At 63.5% G+C, this 15,753-nt stretch carries 14 protein-coding genes; 4 read left to right on the top strand and 10 right to left on the bottom strand.

Annotated features, from left to right (window positions below):
- Nucleotides 1–24: 24 nt before the first annotated feature.
- From AC1DS5_RS03500 to AC1DS5_RS03490, 3 genes are read left to right on the top strand one after another with little or no spacing between them, the layout of a single operon-like run.
- Complete coding sequence (locus AC1DS5_RS03500) at nt 25–3,180, top strand: efflux RND transporter permease subunit (RefSeq protein ID WP_477716868.1); 3,156 nt, start codon at nt 25–27, stop codon at nt 3,178–3,180.
- Between the two features lie 7 nt (nt 3,181–3,187).
- The gene (locus AC1DS5_RS03495) at nt 3,188–3,457 is read left to right on the top strand and encodes a MoaD/ThiS family protein (protein ID WP_477716867.1); all 270 of its coding nucleotides are present in this window, start codon (nt 3,188–3,190) and stop codon (nt 3,455–3,457) included.
- A gap of 2 nt (nt 3,458–3,459) precedes the next feature.
- The gene (locus tag AC1DS5_RS03490) at nt 3,460–4,593 is read left to right on the top strand and encodes a WD40/YVTN/BNR-like repeat-containing protein (protein WP_477716866.1); all 1,134 of its coding nucleotides are present in this window, start codon (nt 3,460–3,462) and stop codon (nt 4,591–4,593) included.
- A 16-nt stretch (nt 4,594–4,609) separates the two neighbouring features.
- On the opposite strand, the gene moeA is transcribed toward AC1DS5_RS03490, so the two are convergent.
- The 9 genes from moeA to AC1DS5_RS03445 form a co-directional block, all read right to left on the bottom strand.
- Nucleotides 4,610–5,965: a molybdopterin molybdotransferase MoeA gene (gene moeA / locus AC1DS5_RS03485; RefSeq protein WP_477716865.1), complete on the bottom strand. Its 1,356-nt coding sequence runs from the start codon at nt 5,963–5,965 to the stop codon at nt 4,610–4,612.
- A complete protein-coding gene (gene mobA / locus AC1DS5_RS03480) occupies nt 5,962–6,609 on the bottom strand; it encodes a molybdenum cofactor guanylyltransferase MobA (protein WP_477716864.1) in 648 nt (215 codons plus the stop codon). The genes moeA and mobA overlap by 4 nt, the downstream gene beginning before the upstream one ends.
- Nucleotides 6,610–6,748: 139 nt before the next feature.
- Entirely contained in the window at nt 6,749–7,873 is a 1,125-nt protein-coding gene (gene moaA / locus AC1DS5_RS03475; protein ID WP_477716863.1) for a GTP 3',8-cyclase MoaA, read from the bottom strand.
- Nucleotides 7,874–8,242: 369 nt separating this feature from the next.
- Nucleotides 8,243–9,004, bottom strand: coding sequence for an SDR family oxidoreductase (locus AC1DS5_RS03470; RefSeq protein WP_477716862.1), 762 nt, complete (start codon nt 9,002–9,004; stop codon nt 8,243–8,245).
- 69 nt (nt 9,005–9,073) lie between these two features.
- The gene (locus tag AC1DS5_RS03465; protein WP_477716861.1) at nt 9,074–10,507 is read right to left on the bottom strand and encodes an aldehyde dehydrogenase family protein; all 1,434 of its coding nucleotides are present in this window, start codon (nt 10,505–10,507) and stop codon (nt 9,074–9,076) included.
- A 148-nt stretch (nt 10,508–10,655) separates the two neighbouring features.
- The gene (locus tag AC1DS5_RS03460) at nt 10,656–11,603 is read right to left on the bottom strand and encodes a 2-hydroxyacid dehydrogenase (protein WP_477716860.1); all 948 of its coding nucleotides are present in this window, start codon (nt 11,601–11,603) and stop codon (nt 10,656–10,658) included.
- A 25-nt stretch (nt 11,604–11,628) separates the two neighbouring features.
- Complete coding sequence (locus AC1DS5_RS03455; RefSeq protein WP_477716859.1) at nt 11,629–12,072, bottom strand: nuclear transport factor 2 family protein; 444 nt, start codon at nt 12,070–12,072, stop codon at nt 11,629–11,631.
- A 44-nt stretch (nt 12,073–12,116) separates the two neighbouring features.
- Complete coding sequence (locus tag AC1DS5_RS03450) at nt 12,117–13,085, bottom strand: tripartite tricarboxylate transporter substrate binding protein (protein WP_477716858.1); 969 nt, start codon at nt 13,083–13,085, stop codon at nt 12,117–12,119.
- Between the two features lie 80 nt (nt 13,086–13,165).
- Entirely contained in the window at nt 13,166–14,146 is a 981-nt protein-coding gene (locus AC1DS5_RS03445) for a Bug family tripartite tricarboxylate transporter substrate binding protein (protein WP_477716857.1), read from the bottom strand.
- Nucleotides 14,147–14,355: 209 nt separating this feature from the next.
- Here AC1DS5_RS03445 and AC1DS5_RS03440 point away from each other — a divergent pair, with 209 nt between their 5' ends.
- Nucleotides 14,356–15,006, top strand: coding sequence for a GntR family transcriptional regulator (locus AC1DS5_RS03440; protein WP_477716856.1), 651 nt, complete (start codon nt 14,356–14,358; stop codon nt 15,004–15,006).
- A 9-nt stretch (nt 15,007–15,015) separates the two neighbouring features.
- Here the strand turns inward: AC1DS5_RS03440 and AC1DS5_RS03435 are convergent, their stop codons facing one another.
- Nucleotides 15,016–15,732: a ribonuclease activity regulator RraA gene (locus AC1DS5_RS03435; RefSeq protein ID WP_477716855.1), complete on the bottom strand. Its 717-nt coding sequence runs from the start codon at nt 15,730–15,732 to the stop codon at nt 15,016–15,018.
- Between the last annotated feature and the right edge of the window lie 21 nt (nt 15,733–15,753).

Below are 15,753 nucleotides of genomic sequence, written 5' to 3'. Positions count from 1 at the left end.
GAGTGATTGACGCAACAAATACTTATGCAACTCGCTGAAGTCTCCATACGCCGCCCGGTATTTGCCACCGTGCTGTCGCTGCTCATCGTGTTGATTGGCGCCGTGAGCTTTAACCGCCTCACGGTGCGTGAATATCCCAAGATCGACGAGCCCGTGGTCACCGTGAGCGTGCGCTACGCCGGGGCCTCCGCCGAGGTGATTGAGTCGCAAGTGACCAAGCCGCTGGAGGACTCCATTGCGGGTATTGATGCGGTGGACGTGATCACCTCCATCAGCCGGGCCGACCAGGCGCAGATCAGCGTGCGCTTCCGGCTCGAAAAAGATGCCGACTCAGCCGCCGCCGAGGTGCGTGACCGCACCTCGCGTGTGCGCAACCGCCTGCCGCAAGCGATTGACGAGCCCGTCATTGCCAAGGTCGAGGCTGACGCCTTCCCGGTCATACAAATCGCTTTTTCCAGCGATTCGATGACGCCGCTGCAGATCAACGACCTGGTCAACCGCATTGTCAAGCCACGTTTGCAGACCGTCACGGGTGTGGCCGATGTCCGCATTTTTGGCGAACGCAAGTACGCGATGCGGGTCTGGCTGGACACCGACAGGCTGGCCGCTTACCGGCTGACCACCCAGGATGTCGAGGATGCGATCCGCCGCAGCAACCTGGAGTTGCCCGCTGGCAGGATCGAATCGCAGCAGCGCGAGTTCAGCGTGACCTCGCAAACCGACCTCGTGAAGCCTTCGCAATTTGGCGAGATTGTGATCAAGAACGTCAACGGGTTTTCCGTCAAGGTCCGCGATGTGGCCCGGGTGCAAGAAGGCCCGGCTGACGAGCGCACTGCTGTCAGGCTCAATGGCCGCTCGGCAGTGGCGGTTGGCGTGATTCGCCAGGCCACGGCCAACCCGCTCGACCTGTCCAAGGGTGTACGGGACGTCATCCCCAGGCTGAAGGCCGATCTGCCGCCGGGCATGCTGATTGATATTGCCAATGACAACTCGGTCTTCATTGACCGTTCGGTCAAGAACGTCTATCGCACCATTGCCGAAGCGGTGGCGCTGGTGGCATTGGTGATTTTTGTGTTTTTGCGCACACTGCGCGCCTCGCTCATTCCCATCGTCACCATTCCTGTCAGCCTGATAGGAACGTTTGCCCTGATGGCGCTGGCCGGGTTCACCATCAACACGCTGACGCTGCTGGCCCTGGTGCTGGCGATCGGTCTGGTGGTGGACGATGCCATCGTGATGCTGGAAAATATTTTCCGCCACATTGAAGAGGGCATGGACCCGTTTTCTGCGGGCATCAAGGGCGCGCGTGAAATCGGCTTTGCGGTGATCACCATGACCGCAACGCTGGTGGCGGTGTATGCGCCGCTGGCGTTCACGCCGGGGCGCACCGGGCGCCTGTTTGTGGAATTTGCGCTGGCGCTGGCCGGTGCCGTGGTGGTGTCCGGCTTTGTGGCGCTGACGCTGACGCCAATGCTGTGTACCCAGCTGCTCAGGCATAACCCCAAACCCAATCTGTTTGACCGCACCATGGAGCGCGTGCTGACGTCCACCTCGGACCGCTATGCGGCTGTGCTGCGCTGGCTGGTCACCACACGCTACCAGCCAGAGGCTGGCGGTGGCATGGGGCAGCGGATCAAGGGCTGGGTATTTCAGGCGCGCTGGATGGTGGTGGCGGTGATGTTGCTGAGCGGACTGGCGATCGCGCTGGTTTTCCCGTCCATGAAACAGGAGCTCTCGCCAATCGAAGACCGCGGCGTGATCCTGGCCAACGTCAATGCGCCCGACGGCGCCACACTGGACTACACCAACCGCTATGCCCAGGCGCTTGAGAAAATGGGGCAGTCCTTCAAGGAGTTCGACCGCATTTTCGCCAACGTGGGCAATCCGACGGTCGCGCAGGCCAGCGTGGTGTACCGGACGGTGGACTGGGATGACCGCAAGCGCACCACCATGGAGATGGCGCGCGAACTGCAACCGAAGTTCAACGCGTTGCCCGGCGTCACGGCGTTTCCGATCACGCCACCGTCCCTGGGCCAGGGCTTTCGCGAGCGGCCCCTCAACTTTGTGATCCAGACCTCGGACAGCTACCAGAACCTCAATACCGTCGTGCGCCAGATGCTCGATGAGATTGCCAGGAATCCCGGCATCGTCTCTCCCGATGTGGACTTGCGCCTGAACAAGCCCGAGTTGCGCATCGAGGTGGAGCGCGACAAGGCGGCGGACCTGGGTGTAAGCGTCGAAGTGGTGGCCAAGGCGATTGAAACCCTGCTGGGTGGGCGGAATGTGACGCGCTACAAGCGCGATGCCGAGCAGTACGATGTGATTGTGCAAACCGAGGCCAGCGGGCGCAGCACACCCGAAGACATTGACCGCATTTACGTGCGCGGCCGCAACGACGTGGTGATACCGCTGTCGGCGTTGGTGAAGGTGCATGAAAGCGTGTCGCCACGCGAACTGAACCACTTCGGCCAACGCCGGTCGGTGTCGATTACCGCCAGCCTGGCGGCCGACTACTCCCTGGGCGAGGCGCTGAAGTTCATGGACCAGACCGCGACCAAAGTGCTGAAGACGGGCTACAGCACCGACCTCAACGGCACCTCACGCGAATTCAAGAACTCCCAGGGTGCGCTGGCTATCGTGTTCGTGCTGGCGCTGGTGTTCATTTTTTTGGTGCTGGCTGCGCAGTTTGAAAGTTTTGTGGACCCGCTGGTGATCATGCTGTCGGTGCCGCTGTCCATGATTGGCGCGCTGCTGGCCCTGAAATGGAGCGGCGGCTCGCTCAACGTTTATTCCCAGATCGGGCTGATCACGCTGGTGGGGCTGATCACCAAGCACGGCATCCTGATTGTCGAGTTCACCAACCAGCTGCGCGGGCAGGGCATGGAGATGATTGATGCGCTCGTGAAGGCATCGTCGCAACGCTTGCGCCCAATCCTGATGACCACCGGTGCCATGGTGCTGGGAGCGATGCCCCTGGCAATGGCGCATGGCGCCGGCGCCGAAAGCCGCATCCAGATTGGCTGGGTCATTGTGGGCGGCATGTCGCTGGGCACCTTGCTGACCATTTTTGTCGTCCCGACCATGTACTCGCTGTTTGCCCGCGCCAAAATTCCGGGTGCCAACAAGGCCGTGGTCAAGGATGCGGTGTCACACCACAAGGGCGATCTGGTAGCAAAATAGGGCTGTCATGCCCACTGTTGAGTTCGCCCCGGCCCTCACACGCCATGCTGCATGCCCACCCCAGCAGGTGGCTGCGGCCACCTTGGGTGCGGCCCTCGATGCAGCATTCCTTGCGGCACCCGCCTTGCGCAGCTACGTACTTGACGAGCAGGGCGCGATACGCAAGCATGTAGCTGTGTTCATCAATGCGCACCAGATAGCCAGCCGGACGCAACTGGACGTTGCACTGCAGCCGCAGGACAAGGTGGTGGTGATTCAGGCGCTCTCGGGAGGTTAGACATGGCAACCCCGACTCCGGCGGCGCAAGCCGCCCCCGTGACTCCTGTGGCGGCACACACCCTCTGGGTGGGCACGCGCAAAGGCTTGTTTGTCGTGCGCCGGTCCGATGCGGGCTGGCAGATCGGCGAGCCGCACTTTCCCGGTGAGCCGGTCAGCCAACTGCTCATAGACCCGTACAACGGGGCCTGGTACGTGGCGCTGCGCCTGGGGCACTTCGGTATCAAGCTCTGGAAAAGTGTCGATGCCGGCGTTCAATGGCAGGCCATCGCGGCGCCCGCGTTCCCATCCAAACCCGACCATGGTTTCTGGAAGGACGACCCTACGCCGTGGAGCGTGGACATGGTGTGGGGCCTGGAAGCGGGGCCTGGCATTCTCTGGGCCGGCTGCCTGCCGGCGGGGCTGTTCAGTTCTGCCGATGGCGGCGCCAGCTGGCAACTGGCTGAAAACCTGTGGCTGCGGCCTGAGCGCAAGGAGTGGCTTGGCGGGGGTTATGACCATGCCGGCATCCATTCGATATTGATCGACCCGCGCGACCCCCAGCATCTGACGGTGGCCATCTCCTGCGGCGGGGTGTGGCAAAGCCGTGATGGCGGCGCCAGCTGGCGCAATACCTCCGAAGGCCTGGAGGCCGGATACATGCCGCCCGAGCGGCGCGCCGACCCCAACATCCAGGACGTGCACCGCGTCGTGCACTGCGCGGGGCAGCCGGACGTGCTGTGGTGCCAGCACCATTGCGGCATCTGGCGCTCGACCAACGGTGGGGAGTTCTGGGACGCGGTCGCCGCGCCGCAGCCCAGCGGGTTCGGGTTTGCCGTGGCGGCGCATCCGCTCGATCCCGCACGCGCGTGGTTTGTGCCCGCGCATTCGGATGCCCAGCGCATACCCGTTGGGGGACGGCTGGTCGTGAACGAAACCCGCGATGGCGGCGCCACGTTCGCCAGCCACGGTGAAGGACTGCCGCAGCAGGCTGCTTTCCATCTGGTGTATCGCCACGCCCTGGCGTCCAGCGAGGACGGCCAGATGCTGGCCATGGGTTCCACGACGGGCGGCCTGTGGGTCAGCGAAGACGCCGGGGTTTCCTGGCAGTGCCTGTCACGGGACTTGCCGCCGATCGCCGTGCTGCGGCTGGTTTAGTGGTTTACTGGGCGGATTAGAGGACGCCCTCGAACATCATCACATCAACCTCGTCACCCACCGCCACGCTCCCCTGACCGTGGTGCAACATGATCAGGCCATTGGCCTCGGCCATGGAGCTGAGCACGCCGGAGCCCTGGTTGCCCGTGGTCCTGACCTGTAGCGAGCCGTCGGGCGCTGTGGATACCCAGCCGCGCTGGTATTCGGTACGGCCCGGCTTTTTGCGGATGGCTTCCGTGCTGCGCGCCCTGAGCAGCGGTGGTGGCAGTGCGCTCGCGCCCATCATCTGCAGCAAGGCGGGGCGCACAAACGCCAGAAAAGTGACCATCACCGCCACCGGGTTGCCCGGCAGGCCGAACAGGATTGCGCCGTGAGGGTTGCCACGTCGTTGATAACCGTCTTGCCCGGTTGAGCCTGGGCTGAGTGCGGGTTTTGATGGCAGGATGCGCCCGACGGCCATGGGACGGCCTGGTCGCATGGCAATGCGCCAGAAGGCCACATCACCCAGCTTCTTCATCATGGCCTTGGTGAAGTCGGCCTCGCCCACACTGACGCCGCCCGAGGTAATGACGGCATCGGCCTGTGCCGCTGCGCGGGAAAATGCCGCTTCGAGCAGGGCCGGGTCGTCGCGCACCACACCCATGTCGATCACCTGGCACCCCAGGCGGCTCAGCATGCCGAAGACGGTGTAGCGGTTGCTGTCGTACACGGCGCCTTCGCGGGGTGCCTCACCCAGCGACAAAATCTCGTCGCCGGTGGAAAAGTAGGCTACCCGCAGCGGCCGCCAGGTCTTCAGGGTTTTAAGGCCCAAAGATGCTGCCAGCCCAAGGCGGGCGGGCGTCAGCAGCTCACCTTTTCGCAGCGCCGGCTTGCCCTGCATCAGGTCTTCGCCACGCAGCCGGCGGTTGTCCCCGGCGCGTAACAGGCCGGGCGGGATGCTGATACGGGTGCTTTCAGCGGATTCCCCGGCAGGCTGCAGTGTGGCGAACTCCTGCGGCACCACCGTGTCCAGCCCCGGCGGCATGATGGCGCCCGTCATGATCCTGACGCACTGGCCCGACAGAACGCTGCCTTGCCACGCCTTGCCCGCCAGCGCCGTGCCCACCACCTCCAGTTCAAGTGCGGCATCGACCGTCAGTTGCTGGCTGGCAAAGGCATAGCCGTCCATGGCCGAGTTGTCATGAGGCGGTACGTCGAACGGCGAAATCACGTCGTCGGCCAGCACCCGGCCGAAGGCGTCGAACAAAGGCAGCTCAACGACTTCCTGAACAGGCTCGACAAGCCTGGACAGGAAGACCAGCACATCGGCGGCGGATATGGACTGGGGGTCGTAGCCCTGCAGTTCCGCGGCAATCTGGTCCAGTGTTTTCACGGCAGGCGGGATTCCAGCTGGTGCAGTTCAGCCAGCGTATTGGCATTGAAAAAGCCATGCGCGTCGTCGGTGGGCCGGTCGAATGGCACAAGGACTGTTTTGTGCTGTGCGGTCCAGGCGTCGATTTTGCGGCCGCCATCCTTGGTAAAACGCACCAGGCTCTCGAGCATGCCGGTGTGCATCAGGCAAAACACCGGCTGCGGTCTCAGCTGTCCGTCCTCCTCGGGCGCAGAAGCTACCGCAAAATCGGCACCCTCCCGCACAAACGCCTCTGCCATGCGTGCCACCAGGTCTTCCGGAAACAGGGGGGTGTCGCAGGGCACGGTGAGCATGTAGGGTGTCTCGCAGCGCTCCAGGCCGGTCAGGAAACCGGCGAGCGGCCCGGCATAGTCGCCCAGGTCGGTGCTGTCGGGCCAGACGGGAACACCAAACGACTCGTAGGCGGCCAGGTTGCGATTGGCGTTGATCATGATGCCGCCGACCTGCGGACTCAGCCGCAGCAGCGTGTGCAGCGCCAGCGGAACGCCGTTGAAGTTTTGCAGGCCCTTGTCCACGCCGCCCATGCGCGAGCCGCGGCCGCCCGCGAGGATCACGCCGGTAATGGCTTCCGCATGGAGCGGGGCGGTGATATCAATGTTTGCCAAATCTGCCTCCAATGGACTGCCAAGCATGAGCGCAGTCATGCCTCAGTCGACAATTTTCCGCCGGGCCGCTCCAAGGAAAATTAGCCCCCTCGGGGGGCAGCGTATTACACGAAGTGAAAAGCGTGGGGGTCATATATTTTTAGCCCCCGATGTAGCTCATTTCAACCCGCTTGGGTGTCCCATCCGACGGGCTGGTGTCTGCCGGCATGGCAGCGCGCAACTCCGAGTAATGGTCGGTGCGGGCCTGCCAGATGTGGCCTACTGCCGCGGCGATCTGGTCGTCGGCAAAACCACCGCGCAGCAGGGCGCGCAGGTCATGCCCCTGGCTGGCAAACAGGCACAGAAACAGTTTGCCTTCAGTCGACAGCCGTGCCCGGTTGCAGTCGCTGCAAAAGGCCTGGGTGACGCTGCTGATCACGCCAATTTCGCCCGCGCCGTCAACATAGCGCCAGCGCTCGGCGGTCTCGCCGGTGTAGTTCGGGTTGACGGCTACCAGGGGGAATTCGGCCTGGAGGCGCTCAATCACCTGCGCCGACGGCAACACTTCGTCCATACGCCAGCCGTTGGTGGCGCCCACATCCATGTATTCAATAAAACGCAGCACCGCACCCGTGTTGCGGAAATGCCGCGCCATGGGGAGAATCTCGGCATCGTTGGTGCCGCGCTTGACCACCATATTGATCTTGAGGGGCGCCAGGCCCACCCTGTGGGCCGCTTCAATTCCCTTGAGCACGTCGGCCACCGGAAAGTCCACATCGTTCATGCGGCGGAATGTGGCATCGTCCAGTCCGTCCAGGCTCACCGTGACGCGCTGGAGCCCCGCATCCTTGAGCGACTGCGCTTTTTTGGCAAGCAACGATGCGTTGGTGGTCAGCGTGATGTCCAGCGGCCTGCCGTCCGGTGTTTGCAGTTTTGCCAGCATCTCGATCAGCACCTCGAGGTGCTTGCGCAGCAGCGGCTCGCCGCCGGTCAACCGGATTTTCTCCACCCCATGCGCCACAAAAATTTTGGCCAGCCGGGTAATTTCCTCAAAGCTCAGCAGCGAGCTCTGCGGCAAAAAGGCGTAGTCCTTGTCAAAGACCTCACGCGGCATGCAGTAGCTGCAGCGGAAGTTGCAGCGGTCCGTCACGCTGATGCGCAAATCGTGCAGCGGCCGGCCCCGCGTGTCGCTCAGCAGGCCCGTGGGGGCCTGCAGCCGGGCAGGGATATGCGGCACGCGGCTTGCGTAGCGGATATCTGCCAGGGGAATTACTTTGTCGGTCATGGTGAAAGGCATAAAGGGCCTAAAGGGAGAATTTACTCCATTGGCCCGGCCAAGCGGAAAAGTTCCGCCCTTATCCCCAGGCGCTGAGCGTTATTGACCGCCGGGCCGTCCCGCCCTTGCATGGGGCTCTCCTCCCAGCAGGGGCCGCGGAACCGGCTTTGCTGGGCCTGAGCCTGTCGAAATGCCGGGCCGCCGGCGCAGCGCCCCTTCGGGGCAGCGAACCACGCGCAAGTGGGGAGCGGGGGGCCAAGTCCATTCCAGCAGGGGCCGCGGAACCGGCTCAGCCGGGCCGCAGGCGCAGCGCCCCCTCGGGGGGCAGCGAACCACACGCAGTGGGGAGCGTGGGGGCTTTATACGAGCGTGGGGGCTCTATACACAGCGCGCGCCGTCCACCTCGATACACACGCCACTGATGAAATCGGCCTCGTCGCTGGCCAGGTAGAGGGCCGCGTTGGCCACATCCAGTGCCGTGGAAAAGCGGCCCAGCGGGATGCTGGCGCGGAACCGCTCCCGGCGTTCTTCATCCAGCGGCCCCCCGGCAAACTCGGCCGACAGGCCGGTATCGGGATTGAACACCGGGTTGATGCAATTCACCCGGATGTTGTCAGGCCCGAGTTCGGCCGCCAGGGATTTGGAGGTGGTGATGACCGCGCCTTTGGAGCCGTTGTACCAGGTCAGGCCCGGCCGCGGGCGCACGCCAGCCGTGGAGGCGATATTGATGAAGCTGCCGCCACCCTGGCTGCGAAACACCGGCGTGGCATGAATGGTGGCCAGGTAAATGCTTTTGACATTGATGGCGTAGCACTTGTCGAACTCTTCTTCGCTCACGTCAAGCGCGGGCCGGTTGCGGTGCGTCCAGCCCGCGTTGTTGACCATCACGTCGAGCTTGCCGTAGCGCTGCAGGGCCGCATCGACTAGCGCCTTGACTTCCTCGGATTTCGTGACGTCGGCGGCAAAGAAGGAAGCGGTACCACCGGCCTTGACAATGGCGGCCACCACTTTTTCGCCCATTGCCACGTTGATGTCATTGACGATGACCTTGGCGCCTTCAGCCGCCAGCCGTCTGGCTATGCCTTCGCCAATACCGCCGCCGGAGCCGGTGACGATGATGGATTTGTCTTTGACCCGCATGGGATGATCTCCAGGTTTTTATTGATACGTGAGCTTAGTGCATCTGCCAGGCTGGGCCGGGCAGGCATGTCAACCATGCCGCACCGCCACCGTCTTCAAAGTCGTAAATCCATATAACGCCTCAAATCCCTTCTCGCGTCCATAACCCGATGACTTCACGCCGCCAAAGGGCAGCTCCACGCCGCCGCCGGCGCCGTAGTTGTTGATGAACACCTGGCCGCTTTTGACGCGCTTGGCCATGCGGAACTGGCGGGCGCCGTCGCGGGTCCAGATGCCGGCCACCAGGCCAAAGCGGGTGGCGTTGGCAAGTTCAACTGCATGGTCTTCACTGTTGAAGCTCATGGCGCACAGCACCGGGCCAAAGACCTCTTCCTGCGCCAGCCGGTGCATTACCGGCACGTCGCGCAGCAAGGTGGGCGCCTGGTAAAAACCGGTGTCGGGTGCTTCTTCCACGATCTGGCCTTGCGCCACCATGGGGATGTTGGCGACCTGTGCGTCGCTTAGAAAATCCCACACACGCTGCTGCTGGCTTTGCCGGATCAGCGGGCCGACGTCCAGGTCCATGGAGGCCGGGCCGACACGCAGGTTTTCGAAGGCCTGCCCCAGCCGCTCCAGCAGGGGCTCGTAGATGGCCTGCTCCACCAGCAGGCGGGAGCCGGCCGAGCAGGTTTGCCCGGCGTTTTGCACGATGGCGTTGATGATCGTGGGAATGGCCTCGTCGAGGTTGGCATCGGCAAACACGATTTGCGGGCTTTTGCCGCCCAGCTCCAGTGTTACCGGGCAATGGCGCTCGGCCGCCACTTGCTGGATCAGCGTGCCGACCGCCGGGCTGCCGGTAAAGCTGATGTGGTCAATGCCGGGGTGGCGGGCCAGCGCGTCGCCGACCTCATGGCCGTAACCCGTCACGATGTTGATCGCCCCTGCGGGAAAGCCGACCTCGGCCGCGAGCTGGGCCACACGGATGAGCGACAGGCAGGCGTCTTCAGCCGGCTTGACGACGCAGACATTGCCGGCCGCCAATGCGCCGCCCACACTGCGCCCAAAAATCTGCATCGGGTAGTTCCAGGGTATGACGTGACCCGTGACGCCGTGCGGCTCGCGCCATGTCATCACGCTGTAGCCGTCCTGGTAGGGAATGGTCTCGCCATGCAGCTTGTCACAGGCGCCGGCATAAAACTCAAAGTAGCGTACCAGCGCGGCCGCATCGGCCCTGGCCTGTTTGACGGGTTTGCCGCAGTCGCGCTGCTCGATCAGTGCCAGCTCATCGGCATGCTGCGCCACCTTGGCCGACAGGCGCATCAGCAGCCGGCCACGCTCTGCGGCGCTGAAGCGCCGCCAAACCAGTTCCAGGCAGCTGCGTGCGCCGCTGACAGCCATGTCAATATCGTAGGCATTGCTGCGCTGGATGACGTCAAAGACCTGGCCATCGGACGGGTCGAGAACGGGAATGGTTTTACCGGAGGACGAAGGGATGGACGCGTTGGCAATGTAATTGAGCTGCATGGGCATGATTTTGCGTGAAAAGCACATGCCCCCAGTCAAACCTCAATAGGTTATTGCCGGGGCGGTGCATCCCGTTGCAAAAATGTACACATCGCTGCGCCGGCCTCGTTCGCAACCGCTATGCGAAAACCGGGGAGCAAGTTCAGATTCAGATATGCAGGGGAACGCTGGCCCGTAGCTTGCCGGTCGCGTAAAAAGAGTCCAGGTTGTCCACCACCAGCTTGGCCATGGCCTGGCGTGTCTCATTCGTGGCGCTTGCGAGATGCGGCAGCAACACCACCTGATCCAACGCCAGCAATCGCTCTGGCACGCGCGGCTCATCCGCATACACATCCAGACCGGCGCCGGCGATGGTGCCGGCCTCCAGCGCCTCAATCAACGCGTCTTCGTCGATCACCGAACCGCGCGACACATTGATCAGGAAGCCTTCGGGGCCGAGCGCGCGCAGCACGCTGGCCGATACCAGGTGACGGGTTTCGGGGCCGCCGGCGCTCACGACTACCAGAAAGTCCGCCCAACGGGCCAGTGACTCGATGGAGGGTTCATAGGTGTAGGCCACCGCCGGATTGGGGCGACGATTGTGATAGCGCACTTCCATGTCAAAACCGCTGGCACGGCGCGCGACGACCTGGCCAATGCGGCCCAGCCCGAGAATGCCCAGCCGCTTGCCGCTGACGCGCGTGGCCAGCGGATAAGCGCCCTGCAGCCAGCGCCCGGCACGCACGAACCTGTCTGATGCGCTGAAGCGGCGCGCCACATCCATCACCAGGCCAAAAGCCGTGTCGGCCACGCAGTCATTCAGGACATCCGGTGTGTAGCCCACCGCAATGCCGCGGGCCTGGGCGGCCTCCAGAGGCAGGGTTTCAGTGCCTACGCCGAAGCTGGAAATCACCTGGAGATTGGGCATGGCCGCCAAGGTGGCATCGTCCACGCCAAAGCGTGCGCTGGTCACGTAGCCGGTGAATTCATGGCCATGTCGGGCGAGGAAGGCCGAGGGGTCGGCTTCTTTCCAGAGGGGATGCGCGTCGTAGCGGGTGTTGAATTCGGTGGCGAGCAGGGGGGGGATGGCTACGTGCTGGAGGAGTCTGGGTTTCATGGGTTTGGAAGAGGGAGTCAAGGAGTCAAACAGTCAGTGGTTGGGTTTTTCGGGCCTGGCGCAGCCGCAGGCGCCAGGCACCGGCGTCCAATTGCCAGATCTGGCTGACCTGTACGTCAGACGTGCCGGGCTCGCCCCGGTTGAAGATGTCGTAGAGCGCGCGATGACTCACCAGCGCAATCTCGCCCGCCAGCTGTACGGACGCATTGCGCAACTTGATGCCGCGGAAGACCGACTGACCGTTGACCAGCGCGTCAATGAACGCCTCACGTGTCTGGATGCGTCCATCGGTGTGGCTGTAGGTCAGGCTGGCCATGGTGAGTTCCGCAAGGTCGGCCCGGCTGGCATCCAGGCAAGCCTGGCTCAGTGCGTGCATGGCTTGCAGCACGGCCGCTTCCGCAGCAGCCGTGGGCTCGCATGAGCCATTGGCCAGTAGCTGGGTGCTCGCCGGGGCGGTGTTGTGGTTCATGCTGTGATTCACAAATCAGTCCTCAGGCTATCTCTATTCGGGCCTTACTCGGGCTGGATGTCGGCGTCCTTGGCCACTTTGGCCCACTTGGCCATTTCAGACTGGATGAAGCTGCCAAATTGCTGGGGCGTACCGCCGCCCACTTCAATTCCGGCTTCCTGCAGGCGCTGGCGCACGTCCGGCGCGCTGAGGGCCTTGTTGATTTCCGCGTTCAGTTTGGCGACGACTGCCTTGGGCGTGCCGGCGGGCGCCAGGATGCCGCCCCAGGTGCTGGTCTCGTAACCCGACATGCCCGCCTCGGCCATGGTGGGGACGTCGGAGGCAACAGCGGACCGCCTGGCCGTGGTCACGGCCAGCGCGCGGACCTTGTCGCTCTTGACCTGGGTGTTGATGGCTGCCACCGTGTCAAACATCAGGGACGTGCGGCCGCTGATCAGGTCCGGATGGGCCAGCGTGCTGCCCTTGTAAGGCACGTGCACCATGTCGATCCCGGCCATGGTCTTGAACAGTTCGCCGCTGAAATGGGGCGCGCCGCCCAAGCCGCTGGATGCAAAAGACAGCTTGCCGGGGTTGGCTTTGCCATAGGCCACCAGTTCCTTCAGGGTCTTGACCGGCAGCGTCGGCGACACCACCAGCATCAGGGGCACGACGTGCGTGATCACCACCGGTTCAAAGCTCTTGAGCGTGTCAAACGGCAGCACTTTCTTCATGCTCGGATTGATGGCATGGCTGCTGGCCACCAGGGCCAGGGTATGGCCGTCGGGGGCCGACTTGGCCACGAAGTCGGTGCCGATGATGCCCGTGGCGCCGGCCTTGTTGTCAATCACCACCGGCTGGCCGGTGGATTCTGTCAGCTTCTGGCCGATCAACCGCGCCGCTAGGTCAATGGCGCCTCCGGGGGAAGCCGGTACGACGATGGTGATGGATTTGCTGGGAAAGGTTTGCGCATTCAGTGCGCCGCTGACAGACAGGGCGGTGACGGTGACGGCGATGGCTGTAAAAAGCTTGTTCATGTTGATTTCTCGGCCTATGGATGGGTTGTGGGTTGCGGGTGGGTATTGGGGTTGAAACTTTTGGGCTTTTGAGTTTTGCTCTATTCGATCGAGATGCCGCTGTCGCGGATGATGCGACCGTAGCGCTGCCGGTCTGCATCGATGCGTGCCTGGAAGGCCGCGGGCGTGAGCCCCAGGGGTGTAGCCCCCTGCATGATCAGGGTCTGGCGGGCATCGGGTTGCGCCAGCACTTCGCGGACATCGGCAGAAATTTTTTCCACGAGTGCGGGTGGCGTGCCTGCCGGGGCCAGCATGCCGATCCAGGATCCGGTGTCAAAGCCCGGCAGGCTTTCACCCACGGTGGGCATGTCGGGCAGGGCGGGCGAGCGGCTGGCGGAACTGACCGCCAAGCCGCGCAGCTTGCCCGACTTGAGGTGTCCGATCGACTCCAGCACCGTGGCAAACAGGATGTCGACGTGGCCGGCCATCAGGTCGGTCACGGCGGGGCCACCGCCTTTGTAGGGCACGTGCAGCATGCTGAGGCCGCCGGACTTCCTGAAGATTTCGGCCGCCAGGTGAGGCGCGCCGCCACTGCCGGAGCTGGCGTAGCTGAGCTTTCCGGGCTCCGATTTGGCAGCGGCCATCAGGTCCCGGACCGACTGGTAGGGCAGGGACGGCGTGATCAGCAGCACCAGCGGCAGCTCGGCAATCATGCTGATGGGGGCGAACGCCCTGTCCGGGTCGTAGGCCATTTTTTTGTACAGCGAAGGGTTGACCGACTGCGTGCCAACGTTGCCGGCCAGCAGTGTGTAGCCGTCCGGTTTGGCCTTGGCGACGACATCAGCGCCGACCATGCCGGAGGCGCCGGCCTTGTTGTCGACCAGCACCGGCTGCCCCCATTTGACCGATAGTTTCTGGGCCACGAGACGGGCGCCGACATCGGTGCCGCCGCCCGGCGGGAAGGGCACGACCACCGTGACGGGCCGGGTGGGAAAGGGCTGCGCAGCAGGCGCTTGCGCCTGGGTGGGCGCAGCAGACCACGCGACCAGTGTGGTGAGCAGGGCGGACAGTAAGTGTTTCATGGTGTCTCCTCGCGGTGGGTAGGCCCTGTCCGTTTTGGGCGGATGGGCGGTTTATCGGGTTGTTGCGCCGAAATTTCTTTGTAGTATTCTAGTATGCCAGAATACTACGGAAATCCAAACAGTAAACTCGCCCCATGGCCCGCTCACGACTGCACCTCCCTGAAATCCCTGCCAACTCCGCATTGACTGACCGGTCAGGCGGCCGGGGAATGATCAGCCAGGAAGCCTATGAAAGCATCCGCACGGCGATCCTCAACTGTTCATTCACGCCGGGCATGGCGCTGTCGGAACTGGCGGTGTCGGAGGAACTGGGTGTGAGCCGGGCACCGGTGCGCGATGCGTTTCGCCGCCTGGTGGGCGAAGGCCTGCTGGAGGTCACGCCGCAGCGCGGAACCTTTGTCACGCGGCTGAGCCGGGCGCGCATTGAAGATGCCATTTTTGTGCGCGAGGCCATTGAATGCCTGGCGGCGGAACTGGCCTGCGAGGCGCCACTGGCGGAGCGCAAGAAGCTGCATGACGTGCTGGAGCGGCAGATTGCGGCTTCAGACCAGAAGGACTTTGGCGGGCACCTGAAAGCGGACGAAGACCTGCATTACCAGATACTCGTGTTGGCGCGCCATCCGCATGCCTGGAATCCGCTGATGCTGGCACGGACGGGCATGAACCGGATCCGCCACATCGCCATCCCGGAACTGGGCGGCAACCGGATCGCCATCGAGCAGCACCGGCAGCTGGTGCGTGCTATTGTGGGCGGCGACCGCGCCAAGGCGCGTGAACAGATGCTGCTGCACATCCGCTCGCCGCTGCGTTTTGTGGACGCCATCAGCGAGCGGTACCCGGAGTACTTTGTGCAGGAGTGAGATGAGGTTCTATCGTCCCCTGGCCTTGCGCCAGACGGCGAAGTCGTCTTTCGATTGCTGCTCGGTGGGCGGATACAGGCCAATGATGGGCCGGCCTTTCAGGACTTCCTCGGAAACGAAGTCTTCAAAGGCGGTCATCTCCACCGCCTCATCGGCAATTTCGTCGGCCAGGTGGGCCGGAATCACAAAGACGCCTTCCTTGTCGCCGACGATGACGTCGCCGGGAAACACCGCCACATCGCCGCAGCCAATGGGCACATTGATGTCCAGCGCCTGGTGCAGCGTAAGGTTGGTCGGCGCCGACGGGCGGTGGTGATAGGTGGGAAACGGCATGGCCGCAATCTCGGGCGAATCCCGAAAGCCGCCATCGGTAACGATGCCGGCAGCGCCACGCACCATCAGGCGGGTGATCAGGATGGAGCCGGCCGATGCGGCGCGGGCGTTTTTGCGGCTGTCAATCACCAGCACCGCGCCTTCGGGGCATTGCTCGACCGCCACGCGCTGCGGGTGTTTGGGGTTCTGGAACACCGTGATGGGATTCAGGTCTTCGCGCGCCGGGATGTAGCGCAACGTGAAGGCTTCGCCCACCATGTTGGGCAGGTTGGCGTTGAGCGGGTGCACGTCCTGGATGAACTGGTTGCGCAGGCCGCGCTTGAAGAGGGCGGTGCACAGCGTGGCGGTGCTGACGGTTTTGAGCTTGTCGCGGGTTTCGGATTTGAGGGTCATGGGAGTCTTTTCTATCACTTC

The sequence above is a fragment of the Polaromonas sp. P4_H1 genome (assembly GCF_056400945.1).
Note: the sequence above shows the minus strand (reverse complement) of the source record. Positions and strands in the feature narration are given on the sequence as shown.